At 56.1% G+C, this 24,886-nt stretch carries 21 protein-coding genes and 1 pseudogene; 7 read left to right on the forward strand and 15 right to left on the reverse strand.

Translation table 11 applies throughout. The features are described 5' to 3' along the window. The first annotated feature begins 159 nt into the window (after positions 1–159). The gene (gene nrdD, locus KO1_RS15275; protein WP_004108965.1) at positions 160–2,298 is read left to right on the forward strand and encodes an anaerobic ribonucleoside-triphosphate reductase; all 2,139 of its coding nucleotides are present in this window, start codon (positions 160–162) and stop codon (positions 2,296–2,298) included. Between the two features lie 193 nt (positions 2,299–2,491). Further along, positions 2,492–2,956, forward strand: coding sequence for an anaerobic ribonucleoside-triphosphate reductase-activating protein (nrdG, locus tag KO1_RS15280; RefSeq protein WP_004108967.1), 465 nt, complete (start codon positions 2,492–2,494; stop codon positions 2,954–2,956). Between the two features lie 10 nt (positions 2,957–2,966). Here nrdG and KO1_RS28745 read toward each other — a convergent pair. The 13 genes and pseudogenes from KO1_RS28745 to pmbA form a co-directional block, all read right to left on the reverse strand. Beyond that, a pseudogene (locus KO1_RS28745) lies at positions 2,967–3,238 on the reverse strand (type II toxin-antitoxin system RelE family toxin); the annotation flags it as partial. After that, a complete protein-coding gene (locus KO1_RS15290; protein ID WP_024273630.1) occupies positions 3,220–5,130 on the reverse strand; it encodes a BglG family transcription antiterminator in 1,911 nt (636 codons plus the stop codon). The pseudogene KO1_RS28745 and the gene KO1_RS15290, both read right to left, overlap by 19 nt. A 22-nt stretch (positions 5,131–5,152) precedes the next feature. After that, a complete protein-coding gene (locus KO1_RS15295; protein ID WP_004108973.1) occupies positions 5,153–6,304 on the reverse strand; it encodes a lactonase family protein in 1,152 nt (383 codons plus the stop codon). 167 nt (positions 6,305–6,471) lie between these two features. After that, on the reverse strand, positions 6,472–7,212 hold the full coding sequence (dagF, locus tag KO1_RS15300; protein WP_024273629.1) for a 2-dehydro-3-deoxy-phosphogluconate aldolase: 741 nt from the start codon (positions 7,210–7,212) through the stop codon (positions 6,472–6,474). Beyond that, complete coding sequence (locus KO1_RS15305) at positions 7,209–8,327, reverse strand: DgaE family pyridoxal phosphate-dependent ammonia lyase (RefSeq protein ID WP_024273628.1); 1,119 nt, start codon at positions 8,325–8,327, stop codon at positions 7,209–7,211. The genes dagF and KO1_RS15305 overlap by 4 nt, the downstream gene beginning before the upstream one ends. Continuing rightward, positions 8,311–9,444, reverse strand: coding sequence for an amidohydrolase/deacetylase family metallohydrolase (locus KO1_RS15310; RefSeq protein WP_016809339.1), 1,134 nt, complete (start codon positions 9,442–9,444; stop codon positions 8,311–8,313). The genes KO1_RS15305 and KO1_RS15310 overlap by 17 nt, the downstream gene beginning before the upstream one ends. A gap of 42 nt (positions 9,445–9,486) precedes the next feature. Continuing rightward, positions 9,487–10,131, reverse strand: a complete 645-nt coding sequence (locus KO1_RS15315; protein WP_016809340.1) for a DUF4310 family protein — start codon at positions 10,129–10,131, stop codon at positions 9,487–9,489. Between the two features lie 12 nt (positions 10,132–10,143). Further along, a complete protein-coding gene (locus KO1_RS15320; RefSeq protein WP_004098075.1) occupies positions 10,144–10,920 on the reverse strand; it encodes a DUF4311 domain-containing protein in 777 nt (258 codons plus the stop codon). A gap of 21 nt (positions 10,921–10,941) precedes the next feature. Then, the gene (locus tag KO1_RS15325; RefSeq protein WP_004108982.1) at positions 10,942–11,241 is read right to left on the reverse strand and encodes a DUF4312 family protein; all 300 of its coding nucleotides are present in this window, start codon (positions 11,239–11,241) and stop codon (positions 10,942–10,944) included. 2 nt (positions 11,242–11,243) lie between these two features. Continuing rightward, positions 11,244–11,606 (reverse strand): SFCGS family glycine-rich protein, encoded by a 363-nt coding sequence (locus tag KO1_RS15330; RefSeq protein ID WP_004098072.1) that lies wholly within the window; start codon positions 11,604–11,606, stop codon positions 11,244–11,246. Positions 11,607–11,617: 11 nt separating this feature from the next. Next, positions 11,618–11,956: a glycine dehydrogenase gene (locus KO1_RS15335; RefSeq protein WP_004108984.1), complete on the reverse strand. Its 339-nt coding sequence runs from the start codon at positions 11,954–11,956 to the stop codon at positions 11,618–11,620. Between the two features lie 405 nt (positions 11,957–12,361). After that, the gene (cybC, locus tag KO1_RS15340; RefSeq protein WP_004108991.1) at positions 12,362–12,748 is read right to left on the reverse strand and encodes a cytochrome b562; all 387 of its coding nucleotides are present in this window, start codon (positions 12,746–12,748) and stop codon (positions 12,362–12,364) included. A 36-nt stretch (positions 12,749–12,784) separates the two neighbouring features. Then, entirely contained in the window at positions 12,785–14,137 is a 1,353-nt protein-coding gene (gene pmbA, locus KO1_RS15345) for a metalloprotease PmbA (RefSeq protein WP_004108992.1), read from the reverse strand. Between the two features lie 94 nt (positions 14,138–14,231). Between pmbA and yjgA the strand changes: the two genes are divergently transcribed. The 5 genes from yjgA to KO1_RS15370 all read left to right on the forward strand — a co-directional run bounded on the left by yjgA (position 14,232) and on the right by KO1_RS15370 (position 22,536). Next, entirely contained in the window at positions 14,232–14,783 is a 552-nt protein-coding gene (yjgA, locus tag KO1_RS15350; protein ID WP_016809342.1) for a ribosome biogenesis factor YjgA, read from the forward strand. 528 nt (positions 14,784–15,311) lie between these two features. Further along, positions 15,312–17,978 (forward strand): bifunctional acetaldehyde-CoA/alcohol dehydrogenase, encoded by a 2,667-nt coding sequence (gene adhE / locus KO1_RS15355; RefSeq protein WP_017145071.1) that lies wholly within the window; start codon positions 15,312–15,314, stop codon positions 17,976–17,978. Between the two features lie 108 nt (positions 17,979–18,086). After that, positions 18,087–19,598 (forward strand): CoA-acylating methylmalonate-semialdehyde dehydrogenase, encoded by a 1,512-nt coding sequence (locus KO1_RS15360; protein ID WP_004108995.1) that lies wholly within the window; start codon positions 18,087–18,089, stop codon positions 19,596–19,598. Between the two features lie 261 nt (positions 19,599–19,859). Next, complete coding sequence (locus KO1_RS15365; protein WP_017145072.1) at positions 19,860–21,002, forward strand: iron-containing alcohol dehydrogenase; 1,143 nt, start codon at positions 19,860–19,862, stop codon at positions 21,000–21,002. A 325-nt stretch (positions 21,003–21,327) separates the two neighbouring features. Next, the gene (locus KO1_RS15370; protein WP_004117480.1) at positions 21,328–22,536 is read left to right on the forward strand and encodes an aldose 1-epimerase family protein; all 1,209 of its coding nucleotides are present in this window, start codon (positions 21,328–21,330) and stop codon (positions 22,534–22,536) included. A 192-nt stretch (positions 22,537–22,728) separates the two neighbouring features. Here KO1_RS15370 and KO1_RS15375 read toward each other — a convergent pair whose 3' ends face one another. Then, entirely contained in the window at positions 22,729–23,328 is a 600-nt protein-coding gene (locus KO1_RS15375; protein WP_004109002.1) for a GNAT family N-acetyltransferase, read from the reverse strand. A gap of 56 nt (positions 23,329–23,384) precedes the next feature. Continuing rightward, complete coding sequence (mpl, locus tag KO1_RS15380) at positions 23,385–24,758, reverse strand: UDP-N-acetylmuramate:L-alanyl-gamma-D-glutamyl-meso-diaminopimelate ligase (protein ID WP_004109005.1); 1,374 nt, start codon at positions 24,756–24,758, stop codon at positions 23,385–23,387. Positions 24,759–24,886: the final 128 nt, after the last annotated feature.

Raw genomic sequence — 24,886 nt, forward strand, 5'->3', positions numbered from 1 at the left:
TCTATTATGTCACCACAACCCATCGTACCCGGGCGGTGATGGGATGTGGATAAAAAGGGCCGGGATCGGAGGGAAACGGCGGCAGCTATAGCGCCCCGGGACTTCGGTTAACCTTCCGCCTCTGTGGATAACCTGTTCTATAAAAAGTATGGAGTGATCATGACACCGCATGTGATGAAACGCGATGGCTGTAAAGTGCCGTTCAAGTCAGAGCGCATTAATGAAGCAATTCTACGTGCAGCTAAAGCAGCGGGAGTCGATGACGCAGACTATTGCGCCACCGTCGCAGAAGTCGTTAGCCAGCAAATGCAGGGCCGCACCCAGGTTGATATCAACGAGATCCAGACCGCCGTTGAGAATCAGCTGATGTCCGGCCCTTACAAGCAGCTGGCGCGTGCCTACATTGAATATCGCCACGACCGCGATAGCCAGCGTGAAAAACGCGGTCGTCTGAACCAGGAAATTCGCGGCCTGGTTGAGCAGACCAACTCGGCGTTACTCAACGAGAACGCCAACAAAGACAGTAAAGTTATTCCTACCCAGCGCGATCTGCTGGCGGGTATCGTGGCTAAACACTATGCGCGTCAGCACCTGCTGCCGCATGATGTAGTGATGGCGCACGAGCGCGGCCTGATCCACTATCACGATCTCGACTATTCGCCATTCTTCCCGATGTTCAACTGCATGCTGATCGATCTTAAAGGCATGCTGACGCAGGGTTTTAAAATGGGCAACGCCGAGATTGAGCCGCCGAAGTCCATCTCTACCGCCACCGCGGTAACGGCGCAGATTATCGCGCAGGTCGCCAGCCATATTTATGGCGGCACGACCATCAACCGCATCGATGAAGTGCTGGCGCCGTTTGTTACCGAAAGCTTCAATAAGCACCGTAAAATTGCCGAAGAGTGGCAAATCCCCGACGCCGAAGGTTATGCCCGTTCCCGCACCGAGAAAGAGTGCTACGACGCCTTCCAGTCGCTGGAATATGAAGTGAACACCCTGCATACCGCCAACGGTCAGACGCCGTTCGTCACCTTCGGTTTCGGCCTCGGTACCAGCTGGGAATCGCGTCTGATTCAGCAGTCCATTCTGCGCAATCGCATCGCGGGACTCGGTAAAAATCGCAAAACGGCGGTGTTCCCCAAGCTGGTCTTCGCCATTCGCGACGGCCTGAACCATAAGTTTGGCGACGCGAACTACGACATTAAACAGCTGGCGCTGGAGTGCGCGAGCAAGCGCATGTATCCGGATATCCTCAACTACGATCAGGTCGTGAAGGTGACCGGCTCGTTCAAAACCCCGATGGGCTGCCGCAGCTTCCTCGGCGTGTGGGAAAACGAGGACGGCGAACAGGTGCACGATGGCCGCAACAACCTCGGCGTTATCAGCCTCAACCTGCCGCGTATTGCCCTGGAAGCCCGCGGCGACGAAGCTGTGTTCTGGAAACTTCTGGATGAGCGTCTGCAGCTGGCGCGTAAAGCGCTGATGACCCGCATCGCCCGTCTGGAAGGAGTGAAGGCTCGCGTTGCGCCGATTCTGTATATGGAAGGGGCCTGCGGCGTGCGCCTGAAAGCGGATGACGACGTTTCGGAGATTTTCAAAAACGGCCGCGCGTCGATTTCTCTTGGCTATATCGGTATCCATGAAACCATCAACGCGCTGTTCGGCAATAAGCCAATGTACGATAGCGAAGCGCTGCGTGAAAAAGGCGTCGCCATCGTTCAGCGTCTGCGCGAAGCGGTAGACCAGTGGAAAGACGAGACCGGCTACGGCTTTAGCCTGTACAGCACGCCGAGCGAAAATCTCTGCGACCGCTTCTGCCGTCTGGACACCGCTGAGTTCGGCGTGATCGAAGGCGTCACCGACAAAGGGTATTACACCAACAGCTTCCACCTCGATGTGGAGAAGAAGGTGAACCCGTACGATAAAATCGATTTTGAAGCGCCTTACCCGCCGCTGGCTAACGGGGGCTTTATTTGCTACGGCGAGTACCCGAATATTCAGCACAACCTGCGGGCGCTGGAAGACGTGTGGGATTATAGCTATCAGCACGTGCCCTATTACGGGACCAATACGCCTATCGATGAGTGCTACGAGTGCGGTTTTACCGGTGAGTTCGAGTGTACCAGCAAAGGCTTCACCTGCCCGAAATGCGGCAACCACGATGCCTCTCGCGTGTCGGTAACCCGCCGGGTATGCGGTTATCTCGGAAGCCCGGACGCCCGCCCGTTCAACGCCGGCAAGCAGGAAGAAGTGAAGCGCCGCGTGAAGCATCTGGGCAACGGGCAGATCGGTTAATTCCAGGTGGTTTAGCCCCTTCCCCTCTCCCCAACGGGGAGAGGGGGCCGGCCCCGTAGCCGTTTGGCCACTAAGGAGCCGTTCCCGGATCGCGGCGCAAAGCGCCTTATCCGGGCTACAACCGCGTATGCGGCTCTTCGTAGCCCGGCCGAGCGCAGCCAACGCGGCTATGGCGTTAATTGAGAAGCGAAAAATGAATTACCATCAGTACTACCCGGTAGATATTGTTAACGGTCCGGGCACCCGCTGCACCCTGTTCGTTTCCGGCTGCGTTCACGAGTGCCCCGGCTGCTACAACAAAAGCACCTGGCGGCTGAACTCCGGCATGCCGTTTACCGCCGAGATAGCCGACCGCATCATTGCTGACCTCAACGATACGCGTATCAGGCGCCAGGGGATCACGCTTTCCGGCGGCGACCCGCTGCACCCGCAGAACGTGCCGGAGATCCTTAAGCTGGTGCAGCGCGTTCGCGCCGAGTGCCCCGGCAAAGATATCTGGGTATGGACCGGCTACAAGCTGGACGAACTTAACGACGCGCAGATGCAGGTGGTGGATCTCATCAACGTACTGGTTGATGGCAAATTTGTGCAGGATCTCAAAGACCCGGCGCTAATCTGGCGCGGCAGCAGCAATCAGGTTGTGCATCACCTGAGATAGCCTCTCGCGACAGCCGTTTATTGACGTTCCGATAGACGGCTAGTTTTTCTCGTTTTCCCACAGGAATAACCTAAACCTTCAATCACCACCTCATCCCGAACCTGATACACCAGTCGGTATCCCGCTGATTTCAGCTGAATTTTATAGCAGTCGGGTCAGCCGCGAAGATTCAATATGAAGGTTCTCCAGCACGACCGCCAGCTGACTTTTGAACTGCTCTTTTACGGTTTCACCCAGCTTATACCATTCTCTGGCAGCGCATCTCAAAACCGGCTGACGCACTCCATGGCCACCGCTTTAAACTCAGCGAAGCTGCGGGTGGCAGCAAGGCGGGTCATTGCGCGCTCGCGCAGGAAGGTGACGAAAATATCGTAGATCGCCATCGCCTCTTCATACTCGCTTTTACTGATGGCGAGCAGGAAGATGATATGCGCGGTTTCATCGCCCCAGGCGATGCCGTGCGGCGCAATTACGGTATAAACCACGGTCTTTTTTGCCAGCAGCCCGAGGGCGTGAGGTAACGCGATCCCGTCGCCGAGCATGGTACTGACGATAGCCTCACGCTCCGCGACCGAATCATGGAACTCCGCCCCGACAAACCCCTCCTGCTGCAGCTGCTGGCACAGCGTAGCAAACAGCGCCTGCTGATCCATCGGGGTATCTATCACCTGAAAGTGAGTCTCATCAAAATACTTATTCAGCATCCAGGGACGGGTGCGGTCCACCAGCACCAGCTTGCCGATTTGGTCGAGCTGGTAGTCGGTAGGAAATGGCGCAATGGTAACTACCGGCTTATCTTTCTCGCTGATGCGCACGGTGGAAATGACAAAATCTTCCGCGATCTCTTCCCGCTGTTCATATTCGCGCTGCGAGAGGGTGGCGGCAATTTCCAGCTGCGGATACTTACGCTGCAGGATGGCTTCAATCATCCTCACCATCGCATTGCTGGTATCGCAGACCAGCAGCACCTGAGGCTGGCGCTGGTAGCCGATATTGTAATGGCGCTCCAGCCCGACGCCGATATGCAGCACCAGAAAGCCGATCTCGTTTTCGCTGATGGCGTAGGGGGTATATTTTCCCCAGCTGGATACCGCCGCCAGGGTCATGTCCCACGCCATGGGGTAGTGCTGTTTGATATTTTCCAGAAGCGGGTTGGGGATCATTATCTGGTAGCGCACGCGGGTGATCATGGTCTTAATATGGGTCAGCAAATCCGCATGCAGCTGGGCATCCTCCAGCAAATTATAGTTATATTGCTGATTGATATAGCGCAGGATGTAGTTCACCAGCGCTTCGTCGTCGTCGGCGCTGATAGTCCCCGGATCGACATCCTGCACCTGGCGGGCGGCAAGGTGGACGCACAGCCACTCCTCTTCCGCCGGAGCAAGCGGTTTGCCCGCCAGCTGCTGCATCGTATTTGCCAGCTCGCGGGCGGCATCGCGTACGTTTTGCGCGACATCCTCGGCGCTAAAATCGGCTAAAGGATATCCTTCGCTCACTCGGCGCACGGCAACCGCGCCGTACAGGCAAATAAAGCGCTCCCCGGCGTCGGTCAGGCGAACGTGATGGCGGGTTAGCATTTCCTGCAGCACGCCAGCCAGCAGCGTCGGTACGCTGGCATCAAACGCTTCTTCACCGATAAGCGGGTTCAGCGGCCCCTGCTGACTTAGCTCCCACAGCAGATCGGTCAGGCAGGCGCGAATGGAGACCTCGCTGCCGAACAGCTTCATACCGTGACGCGGCCGGGTCTCAAGGGTGAGCTGATAACGCTGAAAGCGCTCGCGTACGTCAACCATATCGCCCTGTAAGGTGGCGCGGCTGACGAACCACGCATCGGCCAGATCCTCCAGCTTGATTGAGAAAGCGGAAGTTAAAAAGCGCACCAGCAAAAAGTGGATGCGATCCGCCGCGGTTCGCGGGATATGCTGCGCTTTCGGCGCACTCTCTTCCAGCGTCTGATAGCGCGACGAATCGTGAATCACCAGCTGATAACCGCTGCCGCGGGTGAGGATAAACTGCGCGCCATAGTGCTGCAGCAGCGCGTTCAACGCGGTGATGTCCGCGCGCACCGTGCGAGTAGAAACCGACAGCCGCTGCGCCAGCTCCTCCTGGGGCAGCGTTTCGTTTTGCAACAGGGTAAACAGCTGCGCTAAACGTTGATTGGGAAATCGCATGTCAGTTCCTTTTTCTTACGGCTCAGGGTTGAGCGGATATCACCATCTGCGACGGGCTGCCAACCGGGGTATAGTCCGGAGAGAACGTCAGCCTGCCATCCTTCGGCGCGACGCGAAAGCGGGTGATGTTGTCGCTACGCTGGTTCATGACGTACAGCCACTGCCCCTGACTGTCGAGCGTCAGCGTGCGCGGATAGTCGCCGCGGGTCCAGATATCGTCCTGATGGCGCAGGCTGCCGTCGGCCAGCACCGTAAAGTGGCCGATGCTGTTATGCAGTCGATTAGCAACGTACAGCTGCTTGCCGTCGCGGCTCAGAACCAGACCGGCGGCAAAACTGGTGCCCTTATACGCTTCCGGCAGCGCCGAGACCGTTTTCCCCTCGCGCAACAGGCCGCTTTGCTTATCGAGATGATAGAAAGTGAGCGTCGACGCCTCTTCGTTAATTAACCATAGCCCGTCGCCCTGCGGCGTAAACACAAAATGGCGCGGTCCGGCGCCGGGAGATGAGGCCGCAATAAACGGCGGATCGTTCGGCGTTAGCTTCCCGGTGGCGTTATCCAGCCGGTACTGATAGATCCGATCCAGCCCGAGGTCGGTGGAGTAAACGAACTTACCGCTGGGATCGGCGGCGATCATATGGGCGTGGGGGCCGTTATGATCGCTAATGGCAAAACTGCCTTCGACGGCTGCCGCCGGGCGTTCCGCACCCGCAGGGCCTTGATCCTGATGCACGTCCACCGCCTCGCCCAGGTTACCATCTTCTTTCACCGGCAGCACGGCGATACTGCCGCTGACGTAGTTTGCCACCAGCAGATGGCGTCCATCGGGAGTCAGGGAGAGATAAACCGGCCCGGCGCCGCCGGAAGCGACCTGATTCAGCTCACGCAGTTCGCCGTTACTGCCGATGCGCCACGCCTGCACCACACCCTTTTCCACTTCGCTGGCGGCGTACAGGGTTTTGCCATCCGCCGAAACGGTGAGCTGGGCCAGGTTAGGTAGCTTAGCGACCAGCGCTTTATCGCGCAGCTCCCCAGTCTGGTTATCGACGGTAAAGCGATACAGGCCTTCCCCATTGGGGTTGTAGGTACCGACCCAGGCGTACTGGGTTTGCGCAGCGGCGCCGGCGGCGAGCAGAGAGAGTGAAGCAACAAGCAGGTGACGAGCGGTTGGCATGGTGACTCCTTGATGGTTCGGTGGAGGTTTCCCCTTACCCTAATCCTCGCCCATAGGGCCGAGGGCGCAGTTCGGTATTTCTTCGCGCGATCGGCGCAAAAGGCTCCGTCTCTGCTTTTCTCCCTCTCCCTGTCAGGGAGAGGGCCAGGATGGAGGGGCAATCGGCGCTATTGTACTAACTGTTTGGTGATCGAAAGCAGCTGACGCACGTCCGCCGGGCGGGTATTACCGCTGGCTTTATCAATAATCGAACTGTAGATATGCGGGATAATTTTACTCACGCCGGCGTCCAGCGCGATCTGCAGGATCTCGCCGTAGTTTTCCAGATCGATCCCGCCGGTGGGCTCCAGCCAGAAATCATGACGGGCGCAGGCCTCGGCCACCGCAATAAACTCGTCACGATGCTTTAGCCCGCCCATCGGAAAGTATTTAATTGAACTGCCGCCCATATCTTTCAGCAGGGCAATCGCGGTTTCCAGCGGCACGATGCCGTCCGGCGCGCCGCTGCTGAGCGGGCCGGTGGAGATCTTCACCCTTCCCGGCGTACCGGTTGGCGACACCAGGCCGTTAACCACGGTTTCGTTCTGGCCCAGCAGCGCGCGGCTGGTCGCCACGCCGGTAAATACCTGGTTGACGTGCTGCGGCTGCACCTGACGCGAAATTTCGCTGACCATCGCCGACTGGTTCGGGTCGCCCGCGCCCAGCCCCACGGAGAGCGCGTTATCAATCCGCTGCGCGTATTCACGCATATCGGCAACCGCGCTGGCGACGTCCGGGTAATTTTTGGAGAGCACGCCCACCAGTACATGACCTTCCGCCGCCTCATAAATCTCGCTGGCGTTCTCTTTGCTTACCGCCAGCACGTTCAGGCAGACGCGGTCACGATAAAAATTAGGGGTCAGTTTCATGCGTTTTTCTCCTTGTTCAAAACCTCTGCGATGCGACGGGAGACAATCTCCAGTTGCTGCGCGTTCACGCTGCGGACATCAGCTTCAATAATGCCTTCATTTGCTTTATAGCCACGGAAGTAGATGGCGTATTCGCCCTGCTTCAGCGCATTGACCAGATCGCCGGTGTTGACGCCGGTCACCGCTTCATCAAACTTAATCTCCGCCCGCGCGATATCGCGGCCGGCGCTGTCCCAGACCACGCGCGCGGTGACGCCATCGAGCGTATTAAGCTGCTGAATAAACGGCGTCATCTTCGCCACCATCTCTTCACCGCTCTCTTTGCTCGCCGTCAGATAGTGTTCAATGGCGCAGGTCAGGCCGAGGATCCCCTCTTTACCCACCTTCATCGCCCGGCCAATGCCGTTCGACTGGCGTTTGACCCACTCAACGTATTGGGTTTTGCCGATAACCAGCCCGCTGGTCGGCCCTTCTATCGCCTTCGCGCCGCTATAAATCACCAGATCCGCGCCGGCGCGATAGTAGGCCTGGAGGTCTTCTTCCGCCGCCGCATCGACAATCAGCGGCAGATTATGGCTCTTCGCCACCGCTGCCGCCTGCGCCACGTTGAGCATGCTTTTCTGCACGCAGTGGTGGGATTTGATATACAGAATGGCCGCGGTGCGCGGGGTGATAGCCGCCGCCAGCTGCCCGGCAGAACATTCGTTGGCGTAGCCCGCTTCCACCAGCCTGCCGCCGCCCAGCGCTACCATGGTGCCCACCGGCGCGCCAAAGTTGACGTTGTGGCCCTTAGGCAGCACGATTTCGTTGTTTTCAATCGGCGTCACGTGCAGGTTTTCCAGCAGCCAGTCGCTGTCTTTTACCAGCACCGCCGCCACCGACTGGGCGATGCCCGCCGAGGCGCAGGAGACCACGGTCGCCCCTTCCACGTCCAGCAGCTTCGCAATATACGCGCCGGTTTTATTGACCAGATCTTTCATCTCGAAGTACTGGTTCATCCCCGCCATCGCGGCTTCCACGACTTCCTGTCGCGGCGTCGAGACGCCGAGAATGGTCATGCGCCCGGAGGTGTTAATGACCCGCTTTAAATCATATTTCTCAAAAATCGAAGGCATTTTCCGCGCTCCCTTGTTCGGTCAGATAGCCCTTGCCCGCGCGAATGGCGGCAAGCGGCAGCAGAATCTTGTCGGCCTGAAGGCTCTCTTTTTCAGCATCCACCAGCACCGTTGGCATCTGCGCGAGAGTAAACAGCGTCAGGTCGGCGTCATAGCCCACTTCCAGCCGCCCTTTATGGGAAAGATGCAGGCCTTCCGCGGCGTTGGCGGTCACGCAGTCGATAACCTGCGGCAGCGACATCCCTATAGCGAGGAATTTCGACATCACCAGCGCCAGCGAGCGCACCGGACCGTCGATACGGTTGCGGCAGTAGATATCGGAGCTGATGGTGTGCGGCAGAATGCCCATGGCAATCGCCCGGCGCGCCACTTCGAAGCTGAAGCTGGCGGTGCCGTGGCCGATATCAAGGCGCACGCCGCGCTGTAGCGCGCGGGTAATCGAACTCTTCAGCTCGCCGGACGGCGTCAGAATGCGATTGGGCTTGCCGTTATAGCAGTGAGTAATAATGTCGCCGGAGGTCAACAGATCGGCGATTTCATCCAGATCGGGCGGATTGTTGCCGATATGCACCATCAGCGGCAGGCCGCAGTTTTCCTGCTGAATTGCCTTTGCGCGCGCCAGCGGCGTAATGCCGTTTTCACCCACCACGCTGCTGCTCATCCGCGCCTTCAGGCCGACGATAAAGTTCGGGTAGCGGTTGACCGCCTGCTTCACCGCCTCTGCGTCGATATTCGCCATATTGGCCAGTTCATTCTGGGCAATCAGCCCGACGCGGGAAATGTTAAGCAGGGCATAAACCTCGGTCGCGGCTTTGCGGGTCAGTTGGTAGAAGTCATCAACGTCGTCCGCACCGGTGCTGCCCGCGTCAATCACGGTGGTCACGCCGGTAGCAACCCCCACGCTGTCCGGCTCATCATGGTAAATCGGCGAGTTCGGATAGCAGTGAACGTGAGAGTCAATCCAGCCTGCGCTGACGTAATAGCGGCCGTCCAGTTCAAGGGTTTTGCGCGCAGGCGCGCTAATCTCGCCAAGCGCCGCGATTTTACCGTCCCGGATGGCGATATCGGTCAGGGTATCGTCGACGAGGCGCGCACGGCGCAGGAGTAAATCAAACATATCTCTCTCCTGTTAACGCGGGCGCCGAGGCGCCCGCAGGACTTAACTAATCGCCACCGGGAAGATTGACCCAAGAAGCATGGCGCCAAGGATCGCGCCGCCGGTGATAGGCTTCTGCCAGATGTAGAACAGCAGCGCGCCCACCAGGGAACCGATGCCGATTGGAATAGAAGCGGTCATGGCGCTGAGGATAATCAACGGTCCGAGGAAGCGGCCTGAGGCGTTACCGGCCCCCATCATGACGTCCGCGCCGTAGGTGGAGTCGCTCTGGTTGATGGTGAATTTGCGCGCCAGGATAATGATGTAGCCAATGGCGAGCCCCAGCACCAGGCCAGTGACCAGTGAGGCGGCAAAGTTGGCGACCGGGAAAACAAAGCCCGCGCCGAGCAGCAGCGCCGGAACGCCTAAGCCGACGCCGGTCTGGATCGCCCCGCCGATATCCAGAATCCCCACCAGTGAGCCTTCGATAATACGCGCGAACAGGAAGCTGGCGCCGAACGCCGCTACCGCGCCGTAGGCACCGGTATCAATTCCCGCTTTCAGCATCGCCACGAAGGCGACTTCGTTAAACGCGCCGATGCCGTAGAGGTAGTACATATGCGTCCCGGCAAAAACGCCGGCGGAGAGCAGACCAACAAAGATCGGGAACGACCAGTCGGCATACCAAAAACCTTTATTTTGTTCCATGAGAGGCCCCTGTTATTTACCGCTGAGCGAGTTGTGGATCAGTTCCAGCCAGTTCGGCACGGTCAGATGGAAGGATTCAATCATCTTCATGTCGAAACCGCGGAAGAAGCCGCTCAGAACGAACAGCGCAACGATTGCTACCATCATCACTTTGGTGACGCGGTGCCAGCCGCTCTCTTCCACGCCTTTCCCGATCAGGATGCCCAGCACCAGGCCCGGGACGGCGTTACCCATAATCAGCTGCGCCGCGCCGCCGAAAATCGTCGCCCAAAAGCCCGACTTTTTGCCGGCATCAATCGCCGCCAGCCAGAAGATGACCGGCATCACCGTGTTCACCAGCAGGTTTGCCGCCGGAACCAGCACTTTGACCGCCGTCACCTGTAGCGCTTCCGGTACTGAAGAGGCGGTCAGGTTGAGGAAAGCCACAACGATCATGCCGATAATGCCGCAAGCGATGGCCATCTTTTTCGGATCGTGCAGCGTCTCGCCGACGTTGCGGTTTTTGATCATCAGCGCTGCCGCCCCCCAGTTGGGGATGATGCGGTGGTCAACGTCCTGAGTGAAGGAGCCTGCCGCGACGGAAGAGGCCCAGGCGTTGAAGAAGAAGCCCAGACCAAAAGAGAAGTGTGAAGCCGGATCGCCTTCACATGAATTCAGCTCGCCCAAGGTACGAAACGCCCCCATCCCCTGCGTGGTGGGCGCATGAAACATGCGTGCCGCTCCGGCGCCTACGCCGACGCCGACCAGGCCGCCGATGATGAGCGATTTTATTAAAATTATCAGGAACATAGTCTGACCCTTTGGTGAAAATCAGGTTTGCGTGACGAAATCCACTTTATCGAGATTAATGGCGGTCACGGTGACGGTAACGTTCAGCTCCACGCTGTAGGTCCGTCGCTCACGGCGCAGAAAGAAGAATAAAAATGCCTCTTTCCGTACCGCTTCACGCGCATGAACAACCTCCACATCCTGTGGTTCAATACGCAGTAAGATGTGCGGCGACGTTTTCATCACCGCCGCCTGGACATGGTTCAGGGCATCGGCGAAAGCACGCGTTTTGCTCTCGCCTTTGCCGGTAACGCTCACCGTGGTGGTGAATTGCTCTTTCATACTCACGCGCCGTATTTCTTCTTCCAGGCTTCCACCAGGCGTTCGCCCAGTTCTTCTTTATCCATAAAGCCGAAGCCCAGTACGTTGTAGCCTTCGTTGATCGCGGTGACGCCCTCATCAACGGAACGCATGCCATATTTTGCTTTGTAGCCATGCTTATTCTGCGCGGTGATTGCCCCTGCGCCGCCGCTGCCGCAGAAAGAGATACCGAAGGTAGCGTTTTCGGCTTTCATCATGTCGCCCAGTTTCATATCCGCAGCAACGCCCGGAACGACAACGGCGCGAGCGCCAGCTTTTTCCGCACCTGCGGCAACTTTTTGACCTTTACCCAGGCGATCGCCAATAACAACGGTGATTTGTTCCATTTGTATGCTCCTTACAGGTTATCTTTCGCGACTTCGAAGTGGACAGACAGCAGCCAGGCTTCTTCATCTGGCAGATTGCCGAACTGCGCGACCACTTCGCGGGCCAGCATCATTGAATCTTCTGAGATCTCTTCGAACAGGCTGGCATCCACTTCCGGCAGCGGCTCGCCGCTGATTGACCGATGGGCCATCGCCCGAACGTGGGAAGTCAGCATTTGCTCCTGAACGTCGTTGGGAACGATGTTGCGGCGGCTTAATAGCGCGAAAACCTGCTGCAGCATCCTGTCGGCCAGCTGTTCGGTTAGCGTGGCCTGCTCCTCTGGGACGTGTGTTACCGCTCCGTTATTCACTTGAATTACCCCGTTGATGTCTCTGGGGATAACACTAATGCCGGGGGATAAGAGTTTGTAGCGAGTTGTTTTCCACTTCGAAGTGGAAAGAACGACGGCATGTGTGATTCATTTCACATAACCACAGAGAATGTGTTCATTTAGCTAAATTCGCGTGATGAATATCACATAATCGCAGCGCTGGCGGCGCGGAACGACCTGAAGAGAAAAACGCAGAAATGTGATGGAACAGGTTTTTTATCCGCCCGCCAGGCTGCCGGGAAAGCGGAAAGGGTTGGGATCAAGGTGAGGATGGGAACAGGGCTTGAGGTTACCGACCGAGGATTCAGGTTTAGATTTGGGGTCTGGTAGGCCGGGCAAGGCGTCAGCCTCCGCCCGGCAGAAATACCCGAAATCTGCAGACGATTAACGATACTTCTTATGATACGTATTGCGGGTGGTTTTAAACTCTTCCGCTGCGGCCTGAGCCTCTTTGACTTTACCTTCGTCAGCCAGCTTCAGCGCGCCGTCAATCTGGCCGATCAGCACATCAAAACCGTGACGATAGTCCTTCATTTCCGCGCTGTCATCCGCTTTACCTTCCAGCTTCGGCGGCGTCTCTTTCTGGGCGTCAACCGCCGCTGTACGCATCTTATTCAGCGCCGCTTTCAGCTCACCGGCATCTGAAGTTTTCTGCACCACTTGCAGGTTCTCGGCAAGGGTATCCATATCTTCGCCCAGATCGGCGAAAGCCGATGCCGAACCAAGCGCAAAAGCCGATACGGCCAGCATCGCTAACAGTTTTTTACGCATTGCTCACTTCCTTTTTTATTATTAAGCACACAGGTGTTATTGACCGGCGATCTTCATCTCCGGCAGCAGTACAGAACCGCACTGAATGTTGCTGCGCGTTTCGATATCGTCGCCGATGGTCACGATATTACGCCACATATCTTTCAGATTTCCTGCAATGGTTATCTCACTGACCGGATACTGAATTTCGCCGTTTTCTACCCAGAAGCCGGATGCGCCGCGTGAGTAGTCGCCGGTGACGCCGCTTACACCCTGCCCCATCAGTTCCGTGACGACAAGACCGGTCCCCATCTCTTTAAGCAACTTTGCAAAACTCAGGCCGCGGCCGTTAATACGCCAGTTATGAATGCCGCCCGCGTGGCCGGTGCTCTTCAATCCCAGCTTGCGCGCCGAGTAGTTGGTCAACAGCCACTGGGTTAGTATGCCGTCTTTAATGATATCGCGGCGTTCCGTACGAACGCCTTCGCTATCAAACGGCGTAGAGGCCAGCCCCTTCAGCAGATGCGGATGCTCTTCAATGGTCAGCCAGTCCGGCAGGATCTGGGTTCCCAGCGCATCAAGCAGGAAGGTGGATTTACGGTAAACCGAACCGCCGGCAATCGCCCCGACCAGATGACCAAACAAACCGGTAGCCACTTCATTGGCGAAAATCACCGGCGCTTTCATCGTCGATAGCTTACGCGGGGCCAGGCGCGACAGGGTGCGGCGGGCGCACTCCTCGCCAACCCACTCCGGCGATTGCAGATCGCCAATCGCCCGGCCAATGGTGTAAGCGTAATCGCGCTCCATATCGCCATTCTCTTCAGCAATCACGCAGCTGGAGAGCGAATGGCGAGTCGAGCAGTAGCTCTGCAGCATGCCGTGGCTGTTACCAAACACTTTGATGCCGTAATGGCTGTTAAAGCTACCGCCTTCGGTATTGCTGATGCGTTTATCAGCTTTCAGCGCCGCCTGTTCCGCGCGGGAGGCCAGCTCAATGGCTTCATCCGGGGAAACATCCGCCGGATGGAACAGGTCCAGATCCGGGGCATCAAAAGCCAGCAGTTCTTTATCCGCCACGCCCGCGCACGGGTCCGGCGAGGTGTAGCGGGCAATATCCAGCGCCGCCTGCACCGTGCGGGCAATGGCCTGCGGGCTAAGGTCGGTCGAAGAGGCGCTGCCTTTACGATTCTGATGATAAACGGTGATGCCTAGCGCACCATCGCTATTGAATTCTACGTTCTCCACTTCGCCGTAGCGGGTGCTAACGCCGATACCGGTGGTTTTGCTGACGGAGACTTCCGCGCCGTCGGATTTGCCTGCCGCCAGTTCCAGCGCCGTGGTCACGGCCTCTTCCAGCGTCTTACGCTGTTGTGCAACTTGAGAGATGACTTTCATCGCTAATGCCATAATGTAAGAAGGAGTTAACTGAAGTCTAACAGAGAACCGTTTTTCAGTGCGCGCCTTAACTGGTAACATTAGTCTCTTTTTTAAGGAGCCTGAGATGACAAAGCAGCCCGAAGACTGGCTCGACGACGTCCCTGGTGATGACGTCGAAGATGAAGACGATGAAATTATCTGGGTCAGTAAAAGTGAAATTAAGCGCGACGCCGAAGAACTGAAGCGTCTTGGCGCGGAAATGGTCGAGCTGGGTAAAAACGCGCTCGATAAAATCCCGCTGGATACCGACCTGCGCGACGCGATTGAGCTCGCCCAGCGTATCAAGAAAGAAGGCCGCCGCCGCCAGCTGCAGCTGATTGGTAAAATGCTGCGCAGCCGTGACGTCGAGCCGATCCGTCAGGCGCTGGACAAGCTGAAGAACCGCCACAACCAGCAGGTTGCGCTGTTCCATAAGCTTGAACAGATCCGCGATCGTCTGATTGATAATGGTGATGACGCCGTTGCGGAAGTGCTGAACCTGTGGCCTGACGCCGACCGTCAGCAGCTGCGTTCGCTTATCCGCAACGCGCAAAAAGAGAAAGAAGGTAATAAACCGCCGAAATCCGCGCGGCTTATCTTCCAGTATCTGCGTGAACTGGCCGAAAACGAAGGCTAATTCTGCATAACTCCCCCGGATTACGGCGCTTGCCCGATCCGGGCGACCCGCCCTCCCGTACAAGCGACATCATCGATCTCTCCCTTCTTCTTTTCTCTGTATCCTGATTGGTTTTAATTTTTCATTTTAATTTCAAATAAGCGTTTAATTTTAACTTTTATTTCACAACAAAACCTGACACGGCAAGACAGCCAACCGCTCTCTTTTCACCACCCTTGAAAAATTAAAATTATAATTACATGATTTTAATGAATTAAATAATATCACCTCGCCTTTAACAGGCTGCCTTTAACAGCAGTTTGCTTATCTTTGATCCATCTCTCAAAACGGTTTTTGTATTTCATACATCATTATAATGAAAAATTAATTTCATTAGCGAGCGAATAAACGCAACGGTACCCGAGAAGTTTCTGGTCAGTCAGTTCTGTTAATTAAAACCAGGCATCTGCAGTGGCGGAAGGTTTGGCGTCATTACAGGAAAGGCACATGTTTTACTTAAGAGAATTCAATCCCTTACGGAGAAAACTTATGTCACTCATCACCAGTAATGACGACCTCGATGCCCTGGTCGCGCGGGTACGAAAGGCGCAACAGGCCTATGCCAGCTTTTCTCAGGAGAAGGTCGATAAAATCTTCCGCGCCGCCGCGCTGGCCGCCGCCGATGCCCGCATTCCGCTGGCCAAAATGGCGGTTGCCGAGTCCGGCATGGGCATCGTGGAAGATAAAGTCATCAAAAACCACTTTGCCTCCGAATATATCTACAACGCCTATAAAGATGAGAAAACCTGCGGGGTGCTGTCTGAAGATGACGCCTTTGGCACCATGACCATTGCCGAACCCATCGGCCTGATCTGCGGGATTGTCCCCACCACCAATCCGACCTCCACCGCCATTTTTAAGTCGCTGATTAGCCTCAAAACCCGCAACGGCATCGTTTTCTCCCCGCACCCGCGGGCGAAAAACGCCACCAACCGTGCGGCGGAGATCGTGCTGCGCGCGGCGGTAGAGGCCGGCGCGCCGCCGGATATCATTGGCTGGATTGACGAGCCGACCGTGGATTTGTCCAGCCGCCTGATGCACCACCCGGACATCAACCTGATCCTCGCCACCGGCGGGCCGGGCATGGTCAAAGCGGCCTACAGCTCCGGTAAACCGGCGATTGGCGTCGGCGCGGGCAACACCCCGGTGGTGATCGATGAAACCGCCGACGTGAAGCGCGCTGTGGCTTCGATTCTGATGTCAAAAACCTTCGATAACGGCGTCATCTGCGCCTCCGAGCAGTCGGTGGTGGTCGTGGATGCGGCCTACGACGCAGTACGCGAACGTTTCGCCAGCCACGGCGGCTACCTGCTGCAGGGGCAGGAGCTGAAGGCCGTGCAGGGGATTCTGCTGAAAAATGGTGCGCTCAACGCGGCTATTGTCGGGCAGTCAGCGGTCAATATTGCCGGAATGGCCGGGATCGCGGTGCCTGCGGACACCAAAATCCTGATTGGCGAAGTCCGGGACATCGACGACAGCGAGCCTTTTGCCCACGAAAAGCTGTCGCCCACGCTCGCCATGTACCGGGCGAAGGATTTCGCCGATGCCGTGGAGAAAGCGGTGAAGCTGGTGGATATGGGCGGCATCGGCCACACCTCCTGCCTGTATACCGACCAGGATAACCAGGCGGATCGCGTCAGGCTGTTTGGCGAAAAGATGAAAACCGCGCGCATCCTGATCAACACCCCTACCTCCCACGGCGGGATCGGCGACCTCTACAACTTCAGCCTCGCCCCTTCCCTGACCCTCGGCTGCGGCTCCTGGGGCGGCAACTCGATCTCGGAAAACGTCGGACCGAAGCACCTGATTAACAAGAAAACCGTGGCTAAGCGAGCTGAAAACATGTTGTGGCACAAACTTCCGAAATCTGTCTACTTCCGTCGGGGCTCACTGCCAGTCGCTTTGGACGAAGTGATCACCGATGGTCACAAACGCGCGCTGATCGTCACCGACCGCTTCCTGTTTAACAACGGCTACGCGGATCAGATCACTTCCGTACTGAAAGCGGCTGGCGTTGAAACAGAAGTTTTCTTTGAAGTGGAAGCTGACCCGACTCTGACCATCGTCCGTAAAGGCGCTGAGCTGGCGAACGCTTTCAAACCGGACGTGATTATCGCCCTGGGCGGCGGCTCCCCGATGGACGCGGCGAAAATCATGTGGGTCATGTACGAACATCCGGAAACCCACTTCGAAGAGCTGGCGCTGCGCTTTATGGATATCCGTAAACGTATCTACAAGTTCCCGAAAATGGGGGTTAAAGCCAAAATGGTGGCGATCACCACCACGTCTGGTACCGGCTCGGAAGTGACGCCGTTCGCCGTTGTTACCGATGACGCCACCGGGCAGAAGTACCCGCTGGCTGACTATGCCCTGACCCCGGATATGGCGATTGTTGATGCCAACCTGGTCATGGAAATGCCGAAGTCCCTGTGCGCGTTCGGTGGTCTGGATGCGGTGACCCATGCGCTGGAAGCTTACGTTTCCGTACTGGCCTCCGAGTTCTCTGACGGCCAGGCGCTGCAGGCGCTGAAGCTGCTGAAAGATAACCTGCCGGCGTCTTACCATGAAGGTTCCAGGAACCCGGCAGCGCGTGAGCGCGTGCACAGCGCGGCGACTATCGCCGGTATTGCCTTTGCCAACGCCTTCCTCGGGGTATGCCACTCGATGGCGCACAAGCTGGGTTCACAGTTCCACATCCCTCACGGCCTGGCGAACGCGCTGATGATTTGCAACGTCATTCGCTATAACGCCAACGACAACCCGACCAAACAGACGGCATTCAGCCAGTATGACCGCCCGCAGGCCCGTCGTCGCTATGCAGAAATCGCCGACCACCTGGGTCTGACTGCACCGGGTGACCGCACCGCAGCGAAAATCGAAAAACTCCTTGGCTGGCTGGAAGCACTCAAAGCTGAACTGGGCATACCAAAATCCATCCGCGAGGCGGGGGTGCAGGAGGCCGATTTCCTCGCCCACGTCGATAAGCTGGCGGAAGATGCGTTCGATGACCAGTGCACCGGCGCCAACCCGCGCTATCCGCTGATTTCTGAATTGAAACAGCTGCTGACAGACAGCTTCTACGGCAATCAATACGCTGAAAAATCACCGACCGCAGCCGGAAAATCGCAAAAAGCGGAGGCCGTTGTCCGGAAATAAGCGCTTATTCAATATTCAAGAAAGTGGCTGACCCGGCGGTAAGTGATTTACCGCCGCTCAGAGGCTGATTATGAGAGAAAGTCGACAGATATTATCATGGAGAAAAATATGACTACTGTACCAAGACTGAAATATTTCGTTGATGGTCAATGGCGCGTTTCGCAGACCGAACGCTATATGGACGTCTATAACCCAAGTACCGGGGAAGTCATGGCTCAGGCCCCCTGCTGCACCGAGCAAGAAGTGCTGGATGCCGTTGCCGCGGCGCGCAAAGCCTTTCCGGCGTGGTCAGATACTCCGGCGATTAAACGCTCGCAAATTATGTTTCGCGTTCGTGAATTATTAATCCAGCATCAGGATCGCTTAACCGAGCTGGTGGCGAAAGAAAACGGTAAAGCCTGGGGAGATGCTCAGGGCGATGTATTAAAAGCGAAAGAGGGCACCGAGCTTGCCTGCTCTATCCCGACTCTGCTGGCGGGTGAAAATCTGATGGACGCGTCAGCCGGGATCGACACCAACCTTTACCGTGAGCCGATTGGCGTGTTCGCCGGCATTGTGCCGTTTAACTTCCCGGCGATGATTCCGATGGGATGGATGGCGCCGCTATGCGTCGCATCCGGTAACACTATGGTGATTAAAGCGGCCAGTATGACGCCGATGACCTGTATGGAAATCACCAAACTCTATCAGGAAGCGGGCGTACCGGATGGCGTGATTAACATCGTGACCTGTTCACGTAACGAAGCCGATATTCTGCTGACTCATCCGGACGTTAACGGCGTCTCATTCGTCGGCTCGACGTCCGTCGGCCTGCACGTATACTCCAAAGCCGCCGCCCACGGCAAACGCGTCCAGGCGCTGTGCGAAGCAAAAAACCATGCCCTGGTGCTGGCCGATGCGCCAGTTAACCGTACCGCCGCCGGCATTATCAACGCCGCGTTCGGCTGCGCGGGCGAACGCTGTATGGCGCTGCCGGTCGTCGTGGTGCAGGAAGAGATTGCCGACAAGCTGATTGCCGCCGTCGTCGAAAAAGCCAAACAGCTGAAAATCGGCCCCGGCTATCTGCGCGATACCGACATGGGTCCGGTGATTTCTAAAGACCATAAACAATCCGTCATCAACTGGATTAATAAAGGCATCGAAGAGGGTGCGAAGCTGGTGCTCGATGGTCGCGATATTAAGGTGCCGGGCCAGGAAAAAGGCTTCTATGTCGGGCCGACTATACTCGATGGCGTGACCGAGGAGATGAGCGTCGGGACGCAGGAAATTTTCGGGCCGGTCCTGTGCTTTAAGCGGGTAAAAACCTTCGAAGAAGGTCTGAAATTAATGAACAATAACCCGTTTGCCAACGGCTCGGTTATTTTCACCCAAAGCGGCTACTACGCCCGCGAGTTCCAGAAACGCACCCACGGCGGTATGGTCGGTATTAACGTCGGCATCCCGGTGCCGGTCGGCGTATTCCCCTTCTCAGGTCATAAACAGTCGTTCTTCGGCGACCTGCACTGCCTGGGCAAAGATGGCGTTCGTTTCTATACAGAGTCCAAATGCGTGACTTCGCGCTGGTTTGATGAAGAAGAAGCAAAACGCGAAAAAGTCGACTCCTGGGACGGTACGATTTAATAGCCATTTAAACCCAACATATAACGAGTTGCGGGACAGGTAGCAACCCAGCGAATCCTCAGTCATTTACTGGCGTAAATGGCTGAGGTCAACAAATGCGGGTAACGTACAAGCAGCTTGAAATATGACGGTCAGCTCCCTCCAGATATTGCTCCGGCAGTATCTGGAGCATTAATTCGATTTTTTTATTCTGCACGTGTCGCTGAATCGTTAATAACGACTGCACACTAAAAAAATCCTTAATATTAAATGGAGTTTCCTATGACCCAGGCCTTCTCAATTCCTCGCAGTATTATTTATGGCGAAAATGCTTTAGAGCATCTTTCCACCCTGAGCGGAAAAAAAGCCGCATTAGTCACCGGCGGCAGTTCAATGAAGCGTTTTGGCTTTCTGGATAAAGCCGTCAGCGAACTCAATAAAGCGGGTATAGAGTGCATTATTATCGATAATGTTGAACCCAATCCGTCCATTAAAACCGTCTGGCGCGGAGCCAAAGCGATGCTGGCCTTTGAACCTGACTGGATAGTGGCCATTGGCGGCGGTTCCGCGCTGGATGCCGCTAAAGTTATGTGGTGTTTCTATGAACATCCGCAGCTGAAGTTTGAGGATATTATTCCCGTCGGTGCCATGCCGCCGCTGCGCAGCAAAGCACGGTTTGTGGCGATCCCCTCCACCAGCGGCAGCGCGTCCGAAATCACCGCCTTCTCGGTGATCACCGATACGGCAAATCATATCAAATACCCGATTGTTGCCGCCGATCTGGTGCCGGATATCGCCATTCTCGACCCCACTATTCCGGCAAAAATGCCGCCCCACGTGACGGTTCACACCGGCATGGACGTTTTGACCCATGCGATTGAAGCCTACGTCTCCACTGCAGCCAACTCGTTTACCGACCCTTATGCGGTAGAGGCCATTCGGCTGGTATTTAAGCATCTGGAAACCGCCTGGCGCTCACCCGATGATTTAAATGCCCGCATGCATATGCATAATGCTTCCGCGCTGGCGGGAATCGCCTTCACCAATGCGTCACTGGGATTAGTGCATTCGATGGCGCATAAAATTGGCGGCGAATTTGGCATTACTCACGGTCTGGCGAATGCGATTATGTTGCCGTATATCATTCAATATAATGCGAAGTTCACCAAAAAATATCGTCAGCTGGAAGCCGCATTAGGTATGGATAATTTAATTGCCGCGATCAATGCGCTGAATCAACGGCTGGGCGTCCCGAAAACGCTGAGCCAGTGTGACGAAGTGGAAATCAATGAAGTGACCTTTGTTAATGTGCTCGACCGAATGAGTCGCCATGCCGTCGACGATCCCTGTACATTAACCAATCCTAACTATCCGTCAGTTCAGGACGTTAAAGGGTTGTACACCCTGGCATTCTACGGCGCTTGATAGCCTCAGCGCTGCGATGTTGTGAACGGTAAAGCCACGTTGCCTAAGGCTGCAGGGAATAGCGACTCCCTGCAGCCATCCCTTTTATCCCGCCTCGGTATTTCTGCAATGAACCCAAGCTGAATCGTTAAAGCAAAAGACGATAGTAATCACATAATTTCAGCAACGAAATTCAATATCACTGACGAAAAGAGATTTATATCTCATTTAAAAATATAAAAACGCCTGTTTTCTCACCAGGTGAGACACTTCACATTTTCATAATCCACTTGCAACTAAATTCCCTGCATCAGTGACACAATCGATTCAGCAAAAGGGATGAAAAATGAAAAAGACATTAGCTTTGACGGCCATTGCCGCGCTTATTTCTACGCCGGTAATGGCAAAAACGTGGGTGCTGACAAGCGCTGAAAGCGGCATAGATAAAGGAAACTGGCAAATAACCAGCGATCAGCTGAAGATAAAAGAGCATAACTTCAGCATTGAGCAAAAAGTCCTTCACGGCGGTAAACAAGAAGGCAGTAAAATCCTTGTGATCCATAGTAAAGACGGCCTGACCATCGCGCTTAGCCCGACCCGCGGCATGAACCTGCTAAAAATCGAAGGCTTTGGATCGCGAATGGGCTGGGATTCGCCGGTCAAAGAAGTGGTTAATCCCGCCTTTATTAACCTCGAAAGCCGTAACGGACTGGGATGGCTGGAGGGTTTCAATGAAATGATGGTACGCTGCGGCTACGAGTGGACAGGCCACCCGGTGACCGCCGATGGGCAGATTTACACCCTGCACGGCAAAGTCGGCAACACGCCGGCTTCCCAGGTAGAAGTTGAAGTGGCGGATACCGCGCCATATGAAATTCGCGTTCGTGGACTGGTGAAGGAGAGCACCTTCAAGAAAGCAGATTTGCAGACCATGACCGAACTGCGCTACGTGCCAGGCAGCAATAGCTTTAGCCTGCACGATGTCCTGACCAACCAAGCCGACTATCCGCATGACTATCAAATTATCTATCACAGCAACTTTGGCAAGCCGATCCTCGAAGAAGGCGCCCGCTTCCTGGCCCCGATCGCCAGCATCAGTCCATTCAACGACTACGCCAAAGCGGGCTTAAAAAGCTGGCAAACCTACGCCGGACCAACGAAAGATTTCGATGAAATGGTGTTTAATATGCAGCCTCTGGCGGATGAAAATCATCAAACGCTGGCCGCAGTGGTCAACAAAGCCGGCGATAAAGGAGCATCTATTCAGTTTGATACCCGCCAGCTACCGGTGCTGACCCTGTGGAAAAATACCGATACCGAGAAACAGGGTTACGTCACCGGTATTGAGCCAGGCACCAGCTACGCCTATCCGGTCACTATCGAGCGGGAGCAAAAACGCGTTAAGCAGCTTCAGCCCGGGGAAAGCGCCCAGTTTGATCTGACCTATACGCTGCTGCACAGCAGCGAGCAGGTTGCCGAGGTGGAGAAGAAAATCGCGGCTATTCAGGGCGATAGCAAAGTGGCGGAAAACGAAACGCCTATCGCGAAAGAGTAATTTAACGCGTTGAGCATGTTCCGGGCGACAAAACACGCAGACGGCGGTGAACTTGTCGCCCGGCTAAGCGCAACGCGAACCGGAAGAAAAGCGGAGGCCGTATTACGCACGGCTTCCCGGAGGCGGCGCTTGACGCGCCTTGTCCGGGTGACAAAAACTCAAAACACGCGGACCTTTAGCCCAGCTCAGGCATCAGCCGCAACCGGGGATTTTCCCGGAGGCGGCGCCTGGCACACCTTGTCCGGGCGACAATACCTCGATCGCACCAGCCTGAGCCATGACCACCAAACGCAAATCCCGCGCAAAGCGCTGATACCGCGTCTCATCAATCGGCTGCGGGTAGCTCAACACGATCAATTCATGATCGGCAATACCCTGATGATAGGTCGGATGGCGATGCGCCCAGGGATTCGCGCAAAACCCCATGGTTTCATAAAAGCGCAGACGCTTATGGGCAATCTCGCTGGTCAGCGGATCGATTTCGAGAATAGTCAGCGGCGCAAGCTGAAGTATTTCAGCTAACAGCCGCTTGCCGTAGCCACGCGATCGTAACGTATCGTCGATGGCCAGATGTTCAATGTAACTATAGTCAGCAAACCGCCAGCAGCCGCTCAGGCCGATAAACAGACCATCATCGAACCAGGCTTCCAGTACATAATGGGGATTATCAAGCGCCTGCTGTTTAGCCTCGGCTTCACGCTGTTCGTGCCACGGGAAGGCCCTGCCGTACAGAGCGTCCAGCGCGGGAAAATAAGCGGAATCGGTAGAGGTCACTCTTTGTGAAATCAACATGAACCATCCGTAACTATCCGCCCTCACGCGGAGGGCGGATCAACGCGGAGAATGGCCTATTCGGCCGCCTCGGCTTTTTTCGCCAGCTTATCGAGCAGCTTCTGATGAATGCCGCCAAAACCACCGTTGCTCATGACCAGAATGTGGTCGCCAGGATGCGCGGTCTTCACAATCATATCCACCAGCGTATCGACATCGGCGCTCCAGTGCGCGGGCTGTACGCAGGCGTCAGCTACTTCAGCTACCTGCCACGGAATATGCTGCGGCTGCAGCAGAAAGACCTCGTCGGCACGACCGAGAGACGGCGCCAGGTCATCTTTGCAAATGCCCATTTTCATGGTGTTGGAACGGGGTTCAAGCACGGCAAGAATTCGCGCGGTACCGCCAACTTTGCCGCGTAGCGCCTGCAGAGTCGCCAGAATCGCCGTCGGGTGGTGGGCAAAATCGTCGTATACGGTGACGCCGTTGGCTTCGCCGCGTAGTTCCAGACGGCGGCGGGCGTTGATAAAGCTACCCAGCGCATTGGCCGCATCGGCAGGCAGCACGCCGACATGACGGGCGGCGGCAATGGCCATCAGGCCGTTATGCATATTATGTTCGCCGACCAGCGCCCACTTCACCTCGCCCACTTTCTCGCCGTCCAGCCACACTTCCCATGAGGAAGCATCGGTGGTCAGCTTTTTCGCCTGCCAGTGGCCCTGTTCGCCGACCAGTTCCTGCTCGCTCCAGCAGCCCATCGCCATCGTCTGTTTCAGGTTGATGTCGTTCTCAGGCAGAATGATTTTGCCCTTGCCCGGCACAATGCGCACCAGATGATGGAACTGTTTCTGGATGGCCTTCAGGTCGTCAAAAATGTCCGCATGGTCGAACTCAAGGTTATTGAGAATTAACGTACGCGGGCAGTAGTGAACGAACTTAGAGCGCTTATCGAAGAAAGCGCAGTCGTATTCATCGGCTTCAATCACGAAGAACGGGCTGTCGCCAAGGCGCGCGGACACCTCAAAGTTGCCCGGTACGCCGCCGATGACAAAGCCCGGCTTGTAGCCGCAGGCTTCAAGGATCCAGGTCGCCATTCCGGCAGTGGTGGTTTTACCATGCGTCCCGGCAACCGCCAGCACCCAGCGATCGCGCAGGACAAAGTCGTGCAGCCACTGCGGCCCGGACATATACGGGATGTTATTTTCCAGCACCGCTTCCACGCACGGGTTGCCGCGCGTCATCGCGTTACCGATGATCACCAGATCCGGCTGAGGATCCAGCTGGCTGGCATCATATCCTTGAATTAACTCAATTCCCTGGGTTTCCAGCAGGGTACTCATTGGCGGATAGACGTTTGCATCCGACCCCGTTACCTCATGACCGAGGGAACGCGCCAGCATCGCCAGCCCCCCCATAAACGTGCCACAGATTCCTAAAATATGAATGCGCATTCGTCATTTCCTTCTCTTATCTGAAGCACAGTTTACCGGGATGTTGGGGCTGAAAGAAATGCATTTCAGGGGAATCCGTATTTTGCTGGCGCGATTCACCTGTGCGAACTTTTTTTATTCTTTGTTAA

The organism is Klebsiella oxytoca NBRC 105695 (assembly GCF_001598695.1).
Classification (GTDB): domain Bacteria; phylum Pseudomonadota; class Gammaproteobacteria; order Enterobacterales; family Enterobacteriaceae; genus Klebsiella; species Klebsiella oxytoca.

Coding starts and splice junctions, on each gene's coding strand:
- adhE (WP_017145071.1), top strand. CDS start 15,312: ATGTCACTCATCACCAGTAATGACGACCTCGATGCCCTGGTCGCGCGG.
- KO1_RS15325 (WP_004108982.1), bottom strand. CDS start 11,241: ATGAAAGAGCAATTCACCACCACGGTGAGCGTTACCGGCAAAGGCGAG.
- KO1_RS15330 (WP_004098072.1), bottom strand. CDS start 11,606: ATGGAACAAATCACCGTTGTTATTGGCGATCGCCTGGGTAAAGGTCAA.
- KO1_RS15375 (WP_004109002.1), bottom strand. CDS start 23,328: ATGTTGATTTCACAAAGAGTGACCTCTACCGATTCCGCTTATTTTCCC.
- KO1_RS15365 (WP_017145072.1), top strand. CDS start 19,860: ATGACCCAGGCCTTCTCAATTCCTCGCAGTATTATTTATGGCGAAAAT.
- nrdG (WP_004108967.1), top strand. CDS start 2,492: ATGAATTACCATCAGTACTACCCGGTAGATATTGTTAACGGTCCGGGC.
- yjgA (WP_016809342.1), top strand. CDS start 14,232: ATGACAAAGCAGCCCGAAGACTGGCTCGACGACGTCCCTGGTGATGAC.
- dagF (WP_024273629.1), bottom strand. CDS start 7,212: ATGAAACTGACCCCTAATTTTTATCGTGACCGCGTCTGCCTGAACGTG.
- KO1_RS15310 (WP_016809339.1), bottom strand. CDS start 9,444: ATGTTTGATTTACTCCTGCGCCGTGCGCGCCTCGTCGACGATACCCTG.
- mpl (WP_004109005.1), bottom strand. CDS start 24,758: ATGCGCATTCATATTTTAGGAATCTGTGGCACGTTTATGGGGGGGCTG.
- KO1_RS15360 (WP_004108995.1), top strand. CDS start 18,087: ATGACTACTGTACCAAGACTGAAATATTTCGTTGATGGTCAATGGCGC.
- nrdD (WP_004108965.1), top strand. CDS start 160: ATGACACCGCATGTGATGAAACGCGATGGCTGTAAAGTGCCGTTCAAG.
- KO1_RS15320 (WP_004098075.1), bottom strand. CDS start 10,920: ATGTTCCTGATAATTTTAATAAAATCGCTCATCATCGGCGGCCTGGTC.
- pmbA (WP_004108992.1), bottom strand. CDS start 14,137: ATGGCATTAGCGATGAAAGTCATCTCTCAAGTTGCACAACAGCGTAAG.
- KO1_RS15305 (WP_024273628.1), bottom strand. CDS start 8,327: ATGCCTTCGATTTTTGAGAAATATGATTTAAAGCGGGTCATTAACACC.
- KO1_RS15370 (WP_004117480.1), top strand. CDS start 21,328: ATGAAAAAGACATTAGCTTTGACGGCCATTGCCGCGCTTATTTCTACG.
- KO1_RS15315 (WP_016809340.1), bottom strand. CDS start 10,131: ATGGAACAAAATAAAGGTTTTTGGTATGCCGACTGGTCGTTCCCGATC.
- KO1_RS15295 (WP_004108973.1), bottom strand. CDS start 6,304: ATGCCAACCGCTCGTCACCTGCTTGTTGCTTCACTCTCTCTGCTCGCC.
- KO1_RS15290 (WP_024273630.1), bottom strand. CDS start 5,130: ATGCGATTTCCCAATCAACGTTTAGCGCAGCTGTTTACCCTGTTGCAA.
- cybC (WP_004108991.1), bottom strand. CDS start 12,748: ATGCGTAAAAAACTGTTAGCGATGCTGGCCGTATCGGCTTTTGCGCTT.